Origin of the sequence: Histophilus somni 2336 (assembly GCF_000019405.1) — a bacterium.
GTDB classification, from domain to species: Bacteria; Pseudomonadota; Gammaproteobacteria; order Enterobacterales; family Pasteurellaceae; genus Histophilus; species Histophilus somni.
The window spans coordinates 43173-59696 of the sequence record NC_010519.1 but is presented as its reverse complement, the minus strand read 5'-3'; the positions used below and the strand labels follow the sequence as shown (position 1 = coordinate 59696).

General features: G+C 38.2%; 14 protein-coding genes, 4 tRNA genes and 1 pseudogene. 16 read left to right on the top strand and 3 right to left on the bottom strand.

The features are described from left to right. Positions 1-154: 154 nt before the first annotated feature. Positions 155-1363 carry a sodium/glutamate symporter gene (gltS, locus tag HSM_RS00340; RefSeq protein WP_012341474.1) on the top strand — a complete coding sequence of 403 codons (1209 nt, stop codon included), beginning with the start codon at positions 155-157 and terminating at the stop codon, positions 1361-1363. 53 nt (positions 1364-1416) lie between these two features. Here gltS and coaA read toward each other — a convergent pair whose 3' ends face one another. Beyond that, positions 1417-2370, bottom strand: coding sequence for a type I pantothenate kinase (gene coaA, locus HSM_RS00335; RefSeq protein WP_012341464.1), 954 nt, complete (start codon positions 2368-2370; stop codon positions 1417-1419). Positions 2371-2584: 214 nt separating this feature from the next. On the opposite strand from coaA, the gene HSM_RS00330 reads away from it, so the two are divergent. The 7 genes from HSM_RS00330 (at position 2585) to nusG (ending at position 5398) form a co-directional block, all read left to right on the top strand. Beyond that, a tRNA-Thr gene (locus tag HSM_RS00330) sits at positions 2585-2660 on the top strand. A gap of 31 nt (positions 2661-2691) precedes the next feature. Then, positions 2692-2776: transfer RNA gene (locus tag HSM_RS00325), tRNA-Tyr, on the top strand. Positions 2777-2818: 42 nt separating this feature from the next. Continuing rightward, positions 2819-2893, top strand: a tRNA-Gly gene (locus HSM_RS00320). A 3-nt stretch (positions 2894-2896) separates the two neighbouring features. Beyond that, positions 2897-2972: transfer RNA gene (locus HSM_RS00315), tRNA-Thr, on the top strand. A 102-nt stretch (positions 2973-3074) separates the two neighbouring features. Further along, positions 3075-4259 carry an elongation factor Tu gene (gene tuf / locus HSM_RS00310; protein ID WP_011608348.1) on the top strand — a complete coding sequence of 395 codons (1185 nt, stop codon included), beginning with the start codon at positions 3075-3077 and terminating at the stop codon, positions 4257-4259. Between the two features lie 175 nt (positions 4260-4434). Continuing rightward, positions 4435-4842, top strand: coding sequence for a preprotein translocase subunit SecE (secE, locus tag HSM_RS00305; RefSeq protein WP_012341445.1), 408 nt, complete (start codon positions 4435-4437; stop codon positions 4840-4842). A 1-nt stretch (position 4843) separates the two neighbouring features. Next, entirely contained in the window at positions 4844-5398 is a 555-nt protein-coding gene (gene nusG / locus HSM_RS00300) for a transcription termination/antitermination protein NusG (RefSeq protein ID WP_012341435.1), read from the top strand. 160 nt (positions 5399-5558) lie between these two features. Here the strand turns inward: nusG and proB are convergent, their stop codons facing one another. Then, positions 5559-6671, bottom strand: coding sequence for a glutamate 5-kinase (gene proB / locus HSM_RS00295; RefSeq protein ID WP_012341429.1), 1113 nt, complete (start codon positions 6669-6671; stop codon positions 5559-5561). Between the two features lie 157 nt (positions 6672-6828). Between proB and HSM_RS00290 the strand changes: the two genes are divergently transcribed. The 6 genes from HSM_RS00290 (at position 6829) to ileS (ending at position 13130) form a co-directional block, all read left to right on the top strand. Continuing rightward, on the top strand, positions 6829-7617 hold the full coding sequence (locus HSM_RS00290; protein ID WP_012341420.1) for a threonine/serine exporter family protein: 789 nt from the start codon (positions 6829-6831) through the stop codon (positions 7615-7617). Between the two features lie 2 nt (positions 7618-7619). After that, positions 7620-8084: a threonine/serine exporter family protein gene (locus HSM_RS00285; RefSeq protein ID WP_012341410.1), complete on the top strand. Its 465-nt coding sequence runs from the start codon at positions 7620-7622 to the stop codon at positions 8082-8084. Between the two features lie 52 nt (positions 8085-8136). After that, complete coding sequence (gene folA, locus HSM_RS00280) at positions 8137-8622, top strand: type 3 dihydrofolate reductase (protein ID WP_011608342.1); 486 nt, start codon at positions 8137-8139, stop codon at positions 8620-8622. Positions 8623-8707: 85 nt separating this feature from the next. Further along, a complete protein-coding gene (gene ribF / locus HSM_RS00275) occupies positions 8708-9652 on the top strand; it encodes a bifunctional riboflavin kinase/FAD synthetase (protein ID WP_011608341.1) in 945 nt (314 codons plus the stop codon). 97 nt (positions 9653-9749) lie between these two features. Then, entirely contained in the window at positions 9750-10298 is a 549-nt protein-coding gene (locus tag HSM_RS00270) for a hypothetical protein (protein WP_012341382.1), read from the top strand. An 18-nt stretch (positions 10299-10316) separates the two neighbouring features. After that, positions 10317-13130 carry an isoleucine--tRNA ligase gene (gene ileS, locus HSM_RS00265; RefSeq protein ID WP_012341373.1) on the top strand — a complete coding sequence of 938 codons (2814 nt, stop codon included), beginning with the start codon at positions 10317-10319 and terminating at the stop codon, positions 13128-13130. Between the two features lie 146 nt (positions 13131-13276). Here the strand turns inward: ileS and HSM_RS00260 are convergent. Then, positions 13277-14672, bottom strand: a pseudogene (locus HSM_RS00260) (porin). 383 nt (positions 14673-15055) lie between these two features. Here HSM_RS00260 and lspA point away from each other — a divergent pair. Then, positions 15056-15553, top strand: a complete 498-nt coding sequence (lspA, locus tag HSM_RS00255; protein WP_012341344.1) for a signal peptidase II — start codon at positions 15056-15058, stop codon at positions 15551-15553. After that, the gene (ispH, locus tag HSM_RS00250) at positions 15553-16497 is read left to right on the top strand and encodes a 4-hydroxy-3-methylbut-2-enyl diphosphate reductase (RefSeq protein WP_012341337.1); all 945 of its coding nucleotides are present in this window, start codon (positions 15553-15555) and stop codon (positions 16495-16497) included. Before lspA ends, ispH begins: the two co-directional genes overlap by 1 nt. Positions 16498-16524: the final 27 nt, after the last annotated feature.

Sequence of the window (16524 nt, the reverse complement as noted above, 5' to 3'; positions counted from 1 at the left end):
GATACATAAAGAAGTAATTTGCTAGACAAAAATGCTTTTTTTTGTTACGTTCCACAGGCTTGCTGAATTTGCAAAAATATTTTGCTAATTTTTCCTATCCTAGTATCTGATTTAATAATATATACAGGAACAACAATCAAAAAAAGGGGTTAATATGACTTTTGGTACTTATGAAACAGTGGCATTAGCCTGCTTGGTTTTATTACTGGGCTATTTTTTAGTGAAACGTGTACATTTCTTGAGCGAATACAATATTCCGGAGCCGGTGGTTGGTGGCTTTATTGTGGCTATTATCTTAAGCATTGTGCATCACTTTTGGGATATGAGTTTTAGTTTTGATACTAAATTACAGACTACAATGATGTTAGTGTTCTTTAGCTCAATTGGTCTAAGTGCCAACTTTGCTCGTCTAGCGAAAGGCGGTAAACCTCTCGTTATCTTTTTATTCGCCGCACTTGGTTTAATTATTCTACAAAATACAGTCGGTATCGGAACCTCTATGCTTGTTGGTTTAGATCCTGCTTACGGGTTAATCGCAGGCTCCGTTACATTAACGGGTGGTCATGGTACAGGAGCTGCTTGGGCAGAAACTTTAAGTAATCGTTTTGGCATTCAAGGGGCATTGGAACTGGCAATGGCTTGTGCGACATTCGGTTTGGTTTTCGGGGGGATTATCGGTGGACCGGTAGCCAGATTCTTATTGAAACGCTTGCATAAAGCGGAAGTACTGGAAGATGAAAATGTGGACGATATAGAAGAGGTATTTGAAAAGCCCGTATATCGTCGCAAAATCAATACTCGTTCAATTATTGAAACCATTACGATGATGTCCGTGTGTCTGATTGTCGGGCAATATTTAGATGTGCTTACAAAAGGAACCGCACTTCAATTACCGACGTTTGTTTGGTGTTTATTTACCGGTACGGTAATTCGTAATGCACTCGCTCATGTTGTGAAGTTCAAAGTAGCGGATGAGGCAATTGATGTGTTAGGTACAGTGGGTTTATCACTATTTTTAGCTATCGCATTGATGTCTTTAAAACTTTGGGAATTGGCTGGATTAGCATTACCAATTTTAGTCGTACTGGTAGCACAGGTTGTGGTAATGGCTGCCTATTCTATTTTTGTGACTTATCGCATGATGGGACGTGATTATGATGCCGTTGTATTAAGTGCAGGGCATTGTGGTTTCGGCTTGGGGGCGACACCAACAGCCGTTGCGAATATGCAAGCAGTTACTTCTCATTTCGGACCGTCCCACAAAGCGTTTTTAATTGTGCCTATGGTTGGTGCATTCTTTATCGATCTGTTAAATAGCGTAGCATTAAACATCTTTTTAAATATTGTTGATGTTTTACATTAATTAAAATATGGATAAAAATACCGCACTTTTTAAAAAAGTGCGGTATTTTTTATTTATTTCCTAAGTTTGACCAATTCAACTTTGTGGTTTTCTCCTTTTTTTAGGATTAAATTCGCTCGTTCTCTTGTCGGTAAAATATTTTGTTTCAAATTTAAGCCATTAATATTATCCCAAATTTGACTTGCGGTTTCGATGGCTTCCTGTTCAGATAAGTTGGCATAATGTTTAAAGTAAGAATTCGGATCTGTAAAAGCACTGCGACAAAATTTTAGAAAGCGTTTTATATACCATTCTTTTAATTGATCCTCCTCTGCATCAACAAAAATTGAAAAATCAACAAAATCAGATACGAACATTTGATTTGATTTATTAGACCCAATTTGCAAAACATTAAGACCTTCTAAAATTAAAATATCCGGACGATCAACAATATCAAATTGGTTGGGTATAATGTCGTAGGTTAAATGAGAATAAATTGGTGCTTTAACATTTTTTTTACCCGATTTAATATCAGCTAAAAAACGAATTAATCGCTGAGTATCATACGAAATAGGGAACCCTTTTTTTTGCAACAAATTTTTCTTCTGTAATATTTCCAGTGGATATAAAAATCCATCAGTGGTAATTAAGTCTACCTTTCTTGCAACGGGCCAATTGGCCAATAGCGATTGTAGAATTCGGGCTGATGTACTTTTACCCACCGACACACTACCTGCAATACTAATGATATAAGGTACTTTAGGATTATGCCCGCTGAGAAAACGTTTGAGGACAGTCTGCCGTCGTAAATTTTCCTCTATATAGTAATTAATCAGACGAGCAAGAGGTAAGTAAATTGTACTCACCTCCTCTAAAGAAAGCTCCTCATTAAAACCCAATAGTGGCTTCAAATCCTGCTCTGTTAGTTTCAAAGGTACTGATTTTCGCAATTCAGCCCACTGTTGCCGATTAAAAGTTAAAAAAGGCGTTAAGTGGTCAGAAAGTTTAATAGTGTTGAGTTCTTCCACGATAAATTCTACTTAAAATGACAGAAAGAGATAAAAATATACATTATAAATGCTAAAACAAGTATCTGGAAAGAGACTAAATCAACTGTTTTTTTCACAATTTTTATATATTTTGCCTGATTATTAATCGAATAATAAAAAAAGTGTTTTTTTTTCGAAAAAAGACTTGTCAGGGGTAATTTTTTCCATATAATACGCCTCACTTGCTTACGATGCCGACTTAGCTCAGTAGGTAGAGCAACTGACTTGTAATCAGTAGGTCACCAGTTCGATTCCGGTAGTCGGCACCATTCTAAAGTAAACAAGTATTCATTTTTGCGTGGAGGGATTCCCGAGCGGCCAAAGGGAGCAGACTGTAAATCTGCCGGCTCAGCCTTCGAAGGTTCGAATCCTTCTCCCTCCACCATTCTTAATAATGAATTCTGATGGGACAGTTGAATTATGGACTGCGGGCATCGTATAATGGCTATTACCTCAGCCTTCCAAGCTGATGATGCGGGTTCGATTCCCGCTGCCCGCTCCAGGCGCTGATATAGCTCAGTTGGTAGAGCGCACCCTTGGTAAGGGTGAGGTCGGCGGTTCAAATCCGCCTATCAGCACCACTTCTTGTTTCAACTATCCTTTTAATTAAACCGTAAATCATACATTAGGTTAATGTGGTGTTATTGTACCATCGATAACCGTGTTTTTTAGAGGGACTTTCAATGTCTAAAGAAAAATTTGAACGTACAAAACCGCACGTAAACGTGGGTACAATCGGCCACGTTGACCACGGTAAAACAACTTTAACAGCAGCGATCACGACTGTATTATCCAAACACTTTGGTGGTGCGGCACGTGCATTTGACCAAATTGATAACGCACCGGAAGAGAAAGCACGTGGTATCACTATCAACACTTCACACGTTGAATATGATACAGCGACACGTCACTACGCACACGTTGACTGTCCGGGACACGCTGACTATGTAAAAAATATGATTACAGGTGCGGCACAAATGGACGGAGCTATTTTAGTGGTAGCGGCAACAGACGGTCCAATGCCACAAACTCGTGAGCACATCTTATTAGGTCGTCAGGTAGGTGTACCGTACATCATCGTATTCTTAAACAAATGCGACATGGTAGATGACGAAGAATTATTGGAATTGGTTGAGATGGAAGTACGTGAATTACTTTCTCAATACGACTTCCCGGGCGATGACACACCAATTGTACGTGGTTCAGCATTACAAGCATTAAATGGAGTTGCTGAGTGGGAAGAAAAAATTCTTGAATTAGCGTCTCACTTAGACAACTATATTCCGGAGCCTGAGCGTGCGATTGACCAACCGTTCTTATTACCGATTGAAGATGTTTTCTCAATTTCAGGACGTGGTACAGTAGTAACCGGACGTGTAGAGCGTGGTATTATCCGTACTGGTGAAGAAGTTGAAATTGTCGGTATTAAAGAGACAACAAAAACCACGGTAACGGGTGTAGAAATGTTCCGTAAATTATTAGACGAAGGTCGTGCGGGAGAAAACATTGGAGCATTATTACGTGGAACAAAACGTGAAGAAATTGAACGTGGTCAAGTATTAGCGAAACCGGGTTCAATTACACCGCACACAGACTTTGAATCAGAAGTTTATGTGTTGTCAAAAGAGGAAGGAGGACGTCATACTCCATTCTTCAAAGGTTACCGTCCACAATTCTATTTCCGTACTACTGACGTAACCGGTACAATTGAATTACCGGAAGGTGTTGAAATGGTCATGCCTGGCGATAACATCAAAATGACAGTAAGCTTAATTCACCCGATTGCGATGGACCAAGGGTTACGTTTTGCGATTCGTGAAGGTGGACGTACTGTAGGTGCGGGTGTTGTTGCTAAGATCATTAAGTAATACCGAATTCCTATTTGTATAGGTTTCGACAGAAAAGGGATCTTATAGATCCCTTTTTCATTAAGATTAAAAATAGCACGTAATTTATATTTTTTGATAGGCAATAAAATAAGAAAGTGCTAGAATTGCTCGTTCAAATAGGATTCCAGTATAAAATTAAATGATGGACTAATTTATGGCATTAGAAATTACAAAAAATAAAGCAGCTCCGGAAATTGAGCAGAAATCGAAAGGTCTAAATGGCTTTTTATGGTTGTTAGTGGTTGCTATTGTTATTGTGGCGGCTGTAAGTAATATTTACTTAGTAGAAAAATTTTCAACAGCTCTTCGTGTTGTGGGTATTGTTGTTGCTTTACTTATTGCTTTAGGTATCGCCGCTATTACTAATCAAGGTATGAAAGCCAGAAGATTTTTTTCCGATTCTCGTATTGAGCTGAGACGAATCACATGGCCTACTCGCCCTGAGGCAATGCAAACAACATTAATTGTATTTGCTGTGACTGTAATAGCATCATTAATTTTATGGGGATTGGATTCGGTTATCGTTTCATTAATTACATTTTTAACGGATTTAAGGTTCTAATATGACAGAAAATACAGCCAAAAAACGCTGGTATGTCCTTCAAGCATTTTCCGGTTTTGAAGGTCGTGTTGCTGCGACATTACGAGAATATATTAAATTACATCAAATGGAAGAACAGTTTGGTGAAGTATTAGTTCCAACAGAAGAAGTAGTTGAAAATGTTGGTGGTAAACGTCGTAAAAGTGAGCGTAAATATTTCCCTGGTTATGTTTTAGTTCAAATGGAAATGAATGACTATACTTGGCAGTTAGTTCGTAGTGTTCCACGAGTGATGGGATTTATCGGTGGAACACCAGATAAACCGGCACCTATTTCACAAAAAGAAGCCGAACGTATTCTTAATCGTGTACAAGAAACCGCAGATAAACCTCGTCATCGCAAAGAGTTTCAACCCGGTGAAGAAATTCGTGTTACTGAAGGGCCGTTTGCCGATTTCAATGGTACGGTTGAAGAAGTGGACTACGACAAAGGGCGTCTTAAAGTTTCTGTTTTAATCTTTGGTCGAGCAACTCCGGTTGAACTCGAATTCAGTCAAGTTGAGAAAGCAAACGGTTAAATTCTTTTAATTTTATATCTCTTTTCCAAACCCGGCATTTGCTGGGTTTTTATTCATATATGACTTCAAAAGTATATGAAGTCTTTGCTCTTCATTTAGTAGTCTAAACACATTCTTTTGACAAGCTGGTTGTTATTTTATCAGGATAAAAACTTTCTGATTAATAAACGACCATATCATCACGATGAATAGCAACAGAACCATATTCATAACCGAGGATCTGTTCAATATCTTGCGATTTTTTTCCTTTTATTTGTATGAGAGAATCGCTGTTATAGCGAGGTACGCCCAAAGCAATTTTTTTACCGTTCGAACCACAAATTTTAACAACTTCACCACGAGAAAAACATCCTTCAACACTGATAATACCTGCAGGTAATAGAGATTTATGCTGAATCAATACCGCACTTTCCGCTCCCTCATCAATAGTTACTATACCTGCAACCGGTGCAGCAAAGATCCACTGTTTACGGCTTTCCAAGCGATCTGTCTGCACAACAAATTTTGTGCCGATGTCTTTTCCATAAGCCAAATTGACAATGACATTTTCAAGATTACCCGGTGCAATAATGGTTTCAACACCGGAACGAGTCGCTATGTCAGCAGCACTAATTTTTGTTGTCATTCCTCCCGTCCCTAACGTTGTCCCACTTCCTCCGGCAATAGAGCGGATATGATCAGTAATTTTATCGACTATGGAAATCAGTTTTGCTTGAGGATTTTTTCTTGGATCACTATCAAATAATCCACGTTGATCTGTTAGCAAGTAGAGTTGTTCTGCTTGTGCCAAAATAGCCACTAATGCAGAAAGGTTGTCATTATCCCCCACTTTAATTTCAGCGGTTGCAACCGCATCATTTTCATTAATTACCGGAATAATTCGGTTATCTAATAAAGCATGTAACGTATCTCTTGCGTTCATAAAACGTTCACGATCTTCAATGTCCGCTCGAGTTAACAGAATTTGCCCAATATGAATATCATAAATAGCGAAAAGTTGTTCCCACGTTTGAATGAGTTGACTTTGTCCTACTGCTGCTAGTAATTGCTTTGAGGCAATTGTTGGAGGAAGTTGCGGATGATTGAGATAATGTCGCCCCGCTGCCATCGCTCCGGAGGTAACAATAATTATACGAAAGCCTGCTCGATGCAACTGTGTGATTTGACGCACAATTTCCATCATGTGAGGGCGATTTAATTTTGATGAACCTTGCGTTAAGGTGCTGGTACCAAATTTTACCACAATGGTTTTATTTGTTTTTTGTGTTTCCATAGTTGTCTTTACTTGAAAAATTTCCCCATAAGTTACCATTAAAGTTAGGAAAAATCATGCGATTTTCATTGCTGTTTTATGATTTAAAACAAAATTGATACAGAAGAAAGGCATATAATAAGTGCGGTCATCTTTTTTAATAGAATGAGGTGTTTTTATGAATACTACAGAGGATAATAGCTCATTTCGACAACGAGAAATAACAAGAACTTGTGCACAAGTTGCACAGATGTTATTGCAGCATGGTGCAGAAAGTACATTGATTGTACAAATGGCACAACGTTTAGGTTTTGCATTGGGAATAGATAGTGTGGAATGTGCACTGACACCTAATGCCGTCATTATTACTACATTATATGATCACAATTGCATTACTACGGTACGCAAAAACCTTGATAAAGGCATTAATATGCAAGTGGTAACAGAGGTACAACGCTTGGTAATTATGGCAGAAAAAGGACTATATGATCTGCAACAGATTCGCAAAAAATTAGATGGTATTAAGCCTTTAAAATACAATCGTTTTGTAGTTGTTACTATGATCGGATTGTCCTGTGCTTGCTTTGCCCATTTATCTGGTGGAGATATAATCGTTTTTTTAATCACATTTATCGCCTCATCTATCGCTATGTTTATTCGTCAAACTTTAGCTTTGCGTCATTATAATCCTTTGATTGTTTTTGCTATAACCGCTTTTGTTGCCTCTATGGTGGCGGGTTTGGCTGTTAAATATGAATTAGGTAATGATCCGCAAATAGCCTTAGCATCAAGTGTATTGTTATTGGTACCGGGGTTTCCATTGATTAATTCGCTTGCCGATATTCTAAAAGGACATATTAATATGGGAATTGCACGTTGGACTTTGGCAACAGTATTAACTTTTGGTACTTGTTTAGGAATTGTATTTGCACTAAGTTTTTTACATATTGCCAATTGGGGGCGTTAATCATGGACCTTATCTTAAAGTTATTAGATGATATGTTTTTTGCAGCTATTCCTGCTGTCGGATTTGCTTTAGTGTTTAATGTACCTAAGAATGTTTTAAAATATTGTGCATTTTTGGGGGCATTGGGGCATGGGACAAGAACTTTCTTAGTACATTTCGATATTCCTTTAGTTTTTGCGACTTTTATAGCTGCCAGTGTGGTTGGGTTTATTGGCGTATATTTATCGCATCGTTATTTGGCTCACCCGAAAGTTTTTACTGTCGCAGCGGTTATTCCAATGATCCCAGGCGTTTTCGCTTATAAAGCCATGATCGCAATTGTTCATTTGCATCATTATGGTTTCAATGAACAACGTGTAGCACAAATGACGGAATATTTTCTCAAAACAGGTTTCCTCATTGGAGCACTTGTTTTTGGCCTAGCATTACCCGGCTTATTGTTTTATCGACACAAACCTGTAGTATAGTCACTCTCGCTGATAAACTTTTTTGATTTTTGATAATGAAGAAGGAAAGCAAATGAAACTAAGTATAATTGTTGCTATGACAAAAAATCATGTGATTGGCAAAAATAATCAAATGCCTTGGCATTTGCCGGCTGATCTTGCTTGGTTTCGTCAAAATACTGGCGGAAAACCCATTATTATGGGGCGAAAAACCTTTGAAAGTATCGGTCGTCCCTTACCGAATAGAACCAATATTGTACTTTCTCGTTCGCCTTATGAACACGATGGCATTATTTGGAAAGACAATCTACAAAGTGCGGTAGATTTTGTGCGAGAAAATCATCATGAAATTATGTTGATTGGCGGGGGCGAATTATTTAAGCAATACCTTCCTCAAGCAAATAAATTATATTTAACGGAAATTCAAACAGAACTTGAGGGAGATACTTTCTTTCCTGAATTTAATTGGCAAGAATGGCAGATTGAATTTGAGCAACAACGTCCGGCAGATGAGAAAAATCCTTATGCTTGTCGTTTTCTAATTTTAAACAGAAAGTAAGCTTATGCTGCATTCTTTTACCATTGTATATTTATACGTATAATGTGCGACAATTTTCAAGAAATTTTTATTTTTAGGCGATGTTATGCAACTTATTCGTGGTTTTCATAATTTACCCGAGCCTTTAAAACAGCAGGGTTGTGCTGTAACTATTGGTAATTTTGATGGTGTTCATTTAGGGCATCAATCCATTTTGCAACATTTAAAAGCGAAAGCAAAACAACTGAATTTGCCCGTTGTAGTGATGTTATTTGAACCTCAACCTTATGAGTATTTTCAAGGTGATCAAGCACCGGCAAGGCTTATGCGTTTACGAGATAAACTCGCCTATCTAGCACAGTTAGGTGTAGATTATGTTTTCTGCGTTAAATTCAACCGCACTTTTGCCCAATTAAGTGCGGAGCAATTTATTTCAGATTGTTTAGTGAAACATCTGAAGATGAAGTTTTTAAGCATTGGTGATGACTTTCGGTTTGGTTTAAATCGAGAAGGCGACTTTCGACTTCTGCAAAAAAAAGGGCAACAACAAAGCTTTATAGTGGAAGATAATCGAAGTTTACAATTAAATGACCAGCGTATTAGTAGCACCGCCATTCGCCAAGCCTTATCAGAAGATAATTTAGCGTTGGCAGAAAAGTTACTGGGTAAGCCATATCGTATTTATGGACGAGTTGCTCATGGCAATAAATTAGGACGAACTATTGGTTTTCCCACTGCAAACATTTATTTACATCGGCAAGTTAATCCAATTAAAGGTGTATACGTTGTAAAAGTGCGGTTAAAAAATGGCGATATTTTTCAAGGAGTTGCCAACATTGGCAAGCGACCTACTATCAATGGCGTAAAACAATTATTGGAAGTGCATTTGTTTAACTTTGATCGTGATTTGTATGGTCAATCCTTGCAAATTGAATTTTGCCATAAAATTCGCCATGAAAAAAAATTTCCTTCTCTAAATGCCCTTAAAAATCAGATTGAAAATGATGTTGTTGTGGCAAAAAAGTATTTTCAGCAAGTCTTGAACCTTTGACCGTTAAGGATTTATGCGTATAATGCTAAATCGCTTTTGCTTATTTTCTTGTTGCAAATAAATTATGTTAATGCAAGAAATTCTGTTAGGACATTTCATGAAAAAGTTAAAAAATTTGTTGCTGATTTTGGGTACATTTATTCCCTGCTTGAGTTTTGCCCAAAATATCATTTTAGACGGTTATAAAGATCTTAAATTCGGCATGACCTATCAACAAATTGCCGACTCTAAATTATGCACCGGTTGGGAATATTACCAGCCATTAAATTCTTATAAATGTCAGCATTTTTTATTTAACGGCAATAATCGAGAAGCAACCGCTTATTTTAATGGACAAGTATTGAACAGTATTGCAATTGATATTTTGAATTATAACCAAAACAGACCGCCCTTCCCACGTGAAGTACAAGAAGTGAAAGATATTTTAAATGGATTGCCCCAAAAGTATGGTCCGCCGACAAAAGTAGTATGCGGTGCAGATTATGCTCGGTCAAATGAAGAATGCAATATTAATACTACAGATATTAATTTTGAGGATTATTGGATGGTTGAATTTCTGAATGGACAAATTCGTTTAGTAAATTCGGTAAATCAATGGGTTATCCTTGTGTATTCCAGTGCGAAAACAATCTTGGATTCATTATAAAGTTGAGAAATAATTAATATGACAGACTACAAAAACACTCTAAATCTCCCTGAAACGGGTTTTCCAATGCGAGGTGATCTGGCTAAACGTGAGCCAGATATGTTGAAGAACTGGTATGATAAAAATTTATACCAAAAAGTGCGAGAAGCCTCGAAAGGTAAGAAAACCTTTATTTTGCACGACGGACCTCCTTATGCAAACGGTACACTTCACCTTGGTCATGCCGTCAATAAAATTTTGAAAGACATTATTATGAAATCTAAGACCGCACTTGGCTTTGATACACCTTATGTGCCGGGTTGGGATTGTCATGGTTTACCGATTGAGTTAAAAGTAGAAGGTTTGGTAGGTAAGCCGAACGAGAAAATTTCAGCAGCAGAGTTTCGTCAGGCTTGTCGTGATTATGCAAAAGAACAAGTTGAAGGTCAAAAAGCGGACTTTATCCGTATGGGCGTACTGGGAGATTGGGATAATCCTTATCTTACAATGAATTTTGAAACTGAAGCAGAAATTATCCGCACTTTAGGTAAAGTGATTCAAAATGGTCACCTTTACAAAGGTTCAAAACCTGTTCATTGGTGCTTAGATTGTGCTTCATCACTGGCTGAAGCGGAAGTGGAATATGAAGACAAAGTTTCGCCATCAATCTATGTGCGTTTTGCGGCGGTAAGTGCGGCGGAGGTTGAAGAAAAATTCAATGCACTTGGTAAAGGTCAAGGTGCATTGTCTGCGGTCATTTGGACGACAACACCTTGGACATTACCGTCTAACCGTGCGATTGCAGTGAATGCAGAATTGGAATATCAGCTTGTTCAACTTGGTGATGAGCGTGTAATTTTGGCGGCGGAATTAGTACAAGCGGTACAAAATGCGTTAAAAATTGAACAGCTGGAAATTTTAGGTTCGACAACAGGTCAAGATTTAGAACTTGTTCGTTTTCATCACCCGTTTTACGATTTTTCTGTTCCTATTATTCTAGGCGATCACGTTACCGTTGATGGGGGTACAGGTTTAGTTCATACCGCTCCGGATCACGGTCAAGATGACTTTGTGGTATCAAAAAAATATGGTTTGGAAATGGCTGGGTTGGTGGCAAATGACGGTAAATTCATTTCTTCAACGCCATTCTTTGCCGGTAAAGGCGTATTTGAAGCCAATGATTTGGTATTGGAAAAATTGAAAGAAACGGGTGCATTGCTTAAATTGGAACGTATTAAACATAGCTATCCACACTGCTGGCGACACAAAACACCCATTATTTTCCGAGCTACACCACAATGGTTTATCGGTATGGAAACGCAAGATTTGCGTATAAAAGCATTAAGCGAAATTAAATCTGTGCGTTGGATTCCTAGTTGGGGGGAAGCTCGCATTGATAAAATGGTAGCAAACCGTCCGGACTGGTGTATTTCTCGCCAACGTACTTGGGGGGTACCGATGACTATGTTCGTGCATAATGAAACGGAAGAGTTACACCCTCGCACTTTAGAATTACTTGAAGACATAGCAAAACGTGTTGAGAAAGCGGGTATTCAGGCTTGGTGGGATCTTGATCCTGCGGAATTACTGGGTGAAGATGCAAAAACTTATCATAAAGTGCCGGATACGCTTGACGTGTGGTTTGACTCGGGATCAACTTATGCTTCCGTGGTAGAGCAACGCCCTGAATTTAACGGTAAATCTACGGATATGTATTTAGAAGGGTCAGACCAACATCGTGGCTGGTTTATGTCTTCGTTGATGTTATCTACTGCAACTAACAATAAGGCACCTTATAAGCAAGTACTTACCCATGGTTTTACGGTGGATGAAAAAGGTCGGAAAATGTCCAAATCTCTCGGTAATGTTATTGTGCCAAGTGAAGTTTGGAACAAAAACGGGGCGGATATTTTACGTTTATGGGTAGCGTCCACCGATTACACAGGAGAAATTGCCGTTTCACACAAAATCTTAAACAGTGCAGGCGACACTTACCGCCGTATCCGTAACACTGCTCGTTTTTTACTAGCAAATCTAAACGGATTTGATCCAAAAAACGACCTAGTTAACCCTGAAGAAATGATTTCTCTTGATCGCTGGGCAGTAAGTTGTGCTTTAGAAGCACAAAACGAAATCAAAGAAGCTTATGATAACTATCAATTCCACACAGTTGTACAACGCTTAATGCGTTTTTGTTCAATTGAGATGGGATCATTTTATTTGGATATTATCAAAGATCGCCAGTATACAACTAAGGCGGATAGCCTTGCTCGTCGCAGTTGCCAAACGGCATTATGGCATATTTCAGAAGCTCTTGTGCGTTGGATTGCACCGATTTTATCTTTTACTGCTGATGAAATTTGGGGCTACTTGCCAAAACTGGATAATCGTGCTGAATTTGTCTTTACCGAGGAATTTTATGATGGTTTGTTTGGGTTAGATGAAAGCGATAAATTGGACGATACTTACTGGCAACAGTTATTAAAAGTACGTGCCGAAGTGAACCGTGTATTAGAACAAGCACGTAACGACAAATTAATTGGAGCAGGACTTGAAGCTAAAGTCACCGTCTATGCAAGCGAGGAAATTCGTCCATTACTGGAACAACTCGGTAATGAGTTACGCTTTGTGTTGATTACCTCACAAGTCGTAGTGAAACCGTTGTCGAAAGCCGATGTAGCTGAAAGCGAATTGACAGGCTTAGCGATAAAAGTGGAACGTGCCGATGGGGAAAAATGCCCTCGTTGCTGGCACTTTTCTACAGACATCGGATCAAATAAGGAACATTCTCACATTTGCGGGCGTTGTATCGAAAACGTAGAAGGTAACGGAGAGCAACGTCAATTTGCCTGATTGATATTGAATACTGACATTTTCCTAAAATCGCAACTTGACATATTTATTAGATTACTCATTTAAGATTTTATGATGTTTTGAGTAAAAAATAAAAAGGCGTATCAAAATACGCCTTCTATAACTAATAAACAATTGGATAATCGTTAGAAACGGTAGTTAAGATTTAAGCCATACAGATTGGCTCGTGCTGTTGATTGATAATCTGCATCTATTCTACCTACTTCATAATTATCTTTGCTTGTAAATGAGTGGTTCTCTTTAAATTTCTGTTTTTTACCGCGTAAATGAGCAAAGCCCATGTCGACAGAAAGATTTGGTGTGAAATGATAGGTTGCCCCTAAGCTGTACCAAGTGCGGTCGGTATCCGGAATGGAAGCAGTTGGGTGGTCGGCGGATTCATCATAAGCAATACCTGCACGTAAAGTTAATTTATCATTCACATCATAAGTTGCCCCTAAAGCTACACGAGAACTGTCATGAAAGTTTTCATCTTTATGAAAAGCGACTTCACCATTGGAATAAGCGGCATGCAAACTTTGTAAACGGCTCCATTGCGTATATTTATAGCTGTAGTGCATAGCAAATTTTGCTGTTAATTGGTGGAAACCGGAAATTTCGAAATAGCTCGGTAAATGTAAAGTTAACTTACCTTTTGCACGATGAAGCTTAATCTCTTCTTTGCCAAGTATATAACCCAATGTATCATTATCTTTAAAATCAATATCTACTTTAGAATGGTAGGCAATACCGATACGATTATCTTGATTAAATTCATAAACCGCACCGATATTCCAACCCAATCCCCATGCATTGTTATCTTGTAAGCGTGCTACAGTACTGTTTTCATGAAATGTTAGGCTATATGCCGATGATACTATTGATGGAGAGAGTAAAATAAGCAGCTCATTGTCATCACTACGTAAACTATCAATAGTTTTCTTTAAAATCCCTGCACGGCGTTCAAATTTCGCTTTGGCATAAATGGCATTTAATCCTGCACCAACGCTTAATCCTTTGCTGACACGATATGAACCGCTTAAATTCAAATTAATAGAATCCATCTCGCTTGTTCCACCCAAAACACCGCCAACATAATCATCTTTATATTTACTTCTCAAACTAAAGTTCATATTCATGCCTGCACCGATGGCAAATTTATCATTAATAGGGGTTACAAAATACAGATTGGGAATAAGGGTATTCGGGACGATATTTTTTTGATTGGCTTTAACATTTAGAATATCAGGAGAAGAAGGAATTGGTGATGTGCTAACGTCTATTTTTCCGTTTACATTAATGTTGGAATCAACGTATACCCCCCCCCCATGAGAATTGTTTCGCTTTAAACAAACTCATTAATGCAGGGTTGGTTGCTACAACGGCGGCATTATCAGCAATTGCCGCTTCACCTGCATAAGCACGCCCCAAACCGGAACTGGATACCTCGGCGAGTTGGAAAGCAGACGCATTGACATAACTCGCTGATAATGCCAACGCTGAAGCGATGAGAGATTTAGTAAAAGTGATTTTTTTCTTCATTTTTGTATTACCTATCTGTTTTGGGGTTAAAATTTCTCAAATTCTAGAGAAAATTCCAAACAATGGCAATATAAGTAAATAAATTTTATCCTCTAATTTATTCAATTTTGCTGGAAAAGAGCGGTTAAAATACAACAGAATAATCGAACTAAACTCACATAGAATTTAATTTTATCGCAACGTGCCGTAAATCTCCGTCTTTCAGAGCGTGGATATAAGGTATAAAGTAAGATATAATCCTTCTGCCGTTAGAGAGATGTTTAAGATTTTACAATAACGGCTATCAAAGTAGATCCTGCGAAACAGAACGCACGAGCGTTTAATCGCAAGATAATTTAAATTGGGTGTTATATTACGCCCGTTTTTCGTCTATTGGAAACCATATGAATTTATCAAAAACAGGACTTCCATTTCTTTGGATAAGTGCGGTTGCTTTTTTTACTGATTTAATAACAAAACTCGCTGTAGTAAAAAATTTTTCTTTATACGAAAGTGTTAACATTTTACCTTTCTTTAATTTAACTTACGTGCGTAATCACGGGGCGGCATTTAGCTTTTTGGCTGACCATGCAGGTTGGCAAAAATACTTTTTTATTTTATTGGCTTTAGCGGTTTCCTTCATGATTTTATTTTTCTTATATAAAAATCAAGCAACACAGAAACTACAAAATACAGGCTATGCGTTAATGATTGGTGGAGCTTTGGCAAACGCGGCGGATAGAGCTTATCATGGCTTTGTAGTGGATTTTTTTGATTTTTATTGGCAACAATGGCATTACCCTGTGTTTAATGTAGCCGACATTGCAATTTGTATCGGTGCCGGATTATTGGCTATTGATGCTTTTAAGCAAAACGATAAAAAAGAGAGTAAGCAAAACTAATGAAAATTATTTTGGCTAATCCCAGAGGCTTTTGTGCCGGTGTTGATCGAGCTATTAGTATCGTGGAGCTTGCATTAGAAATTCACGGTGCACCTATTTATGTGCGTCATGAGGTTGTACATAATCGTTTTGTTGTGAATGGATTGCGTGAGCGTGGGGCAATTTTTGTGGAAGAATTAGATGAAGTACCTAATGGTGCTATTGTAATTTTTTCTGCACACGGTGTTTCGCAAGCTGTTCGTCAAGAGGCTAAAGAGCGGAATTTAAAAGTATTTGATGCCACTTGTCCTTTGGTTACAAAAGTGCATATGCAGGTTGCTCGTGCCAGTCGTAAAGGAACAAAAGCCATTCTCATTGGGCATGAAGGACACCCCGAAGTGATTGGCACAATGGGACAATATGATAACGATAAGGGCGGTATTTATTTAGTAGAAGATGTGGAAGATATTGCCAAACTGACTTTACGGAATGATGAAGACATCACGTTTATGACACAAACCACATTATCAATTGATGATACTGCCGGTGTAATTGAGGTGCTAAAACAAAAATATCCCGCCATTCAAGGTCCTCGCAAAAATGATATTTGCTATGCAACAACCAATCGACAACAAGCAGTTCGTGAATTAGCCAAACTGTCCGATTTAGTTATTGTGGTAGGTTCTAAAAACTCATCTAATTCCAATCGACTGGCTGAACTTGCCTCAAGAATGGGTGTTACGGCGAAATTAATTGATGATGCAAATGATATTGAGGTAAGTTGGTTGGATAATGTTACAGTTATTGGTTTAACAGCTGGTGCTTCAGCTCCGGAAATATTGGTTCAATCGGTGATTTCCCGTTTAAAAGAATTAGGTGTTGATAAAGTGGAAGAACTTGAAGGTTGCGAAGAAAATACCGTTTTTGAAGTGCCGAAAGAGTTGCGAATTAAAGAAGTTGAGTAGAAAAAATGCCATTCAGTATGGCATTTT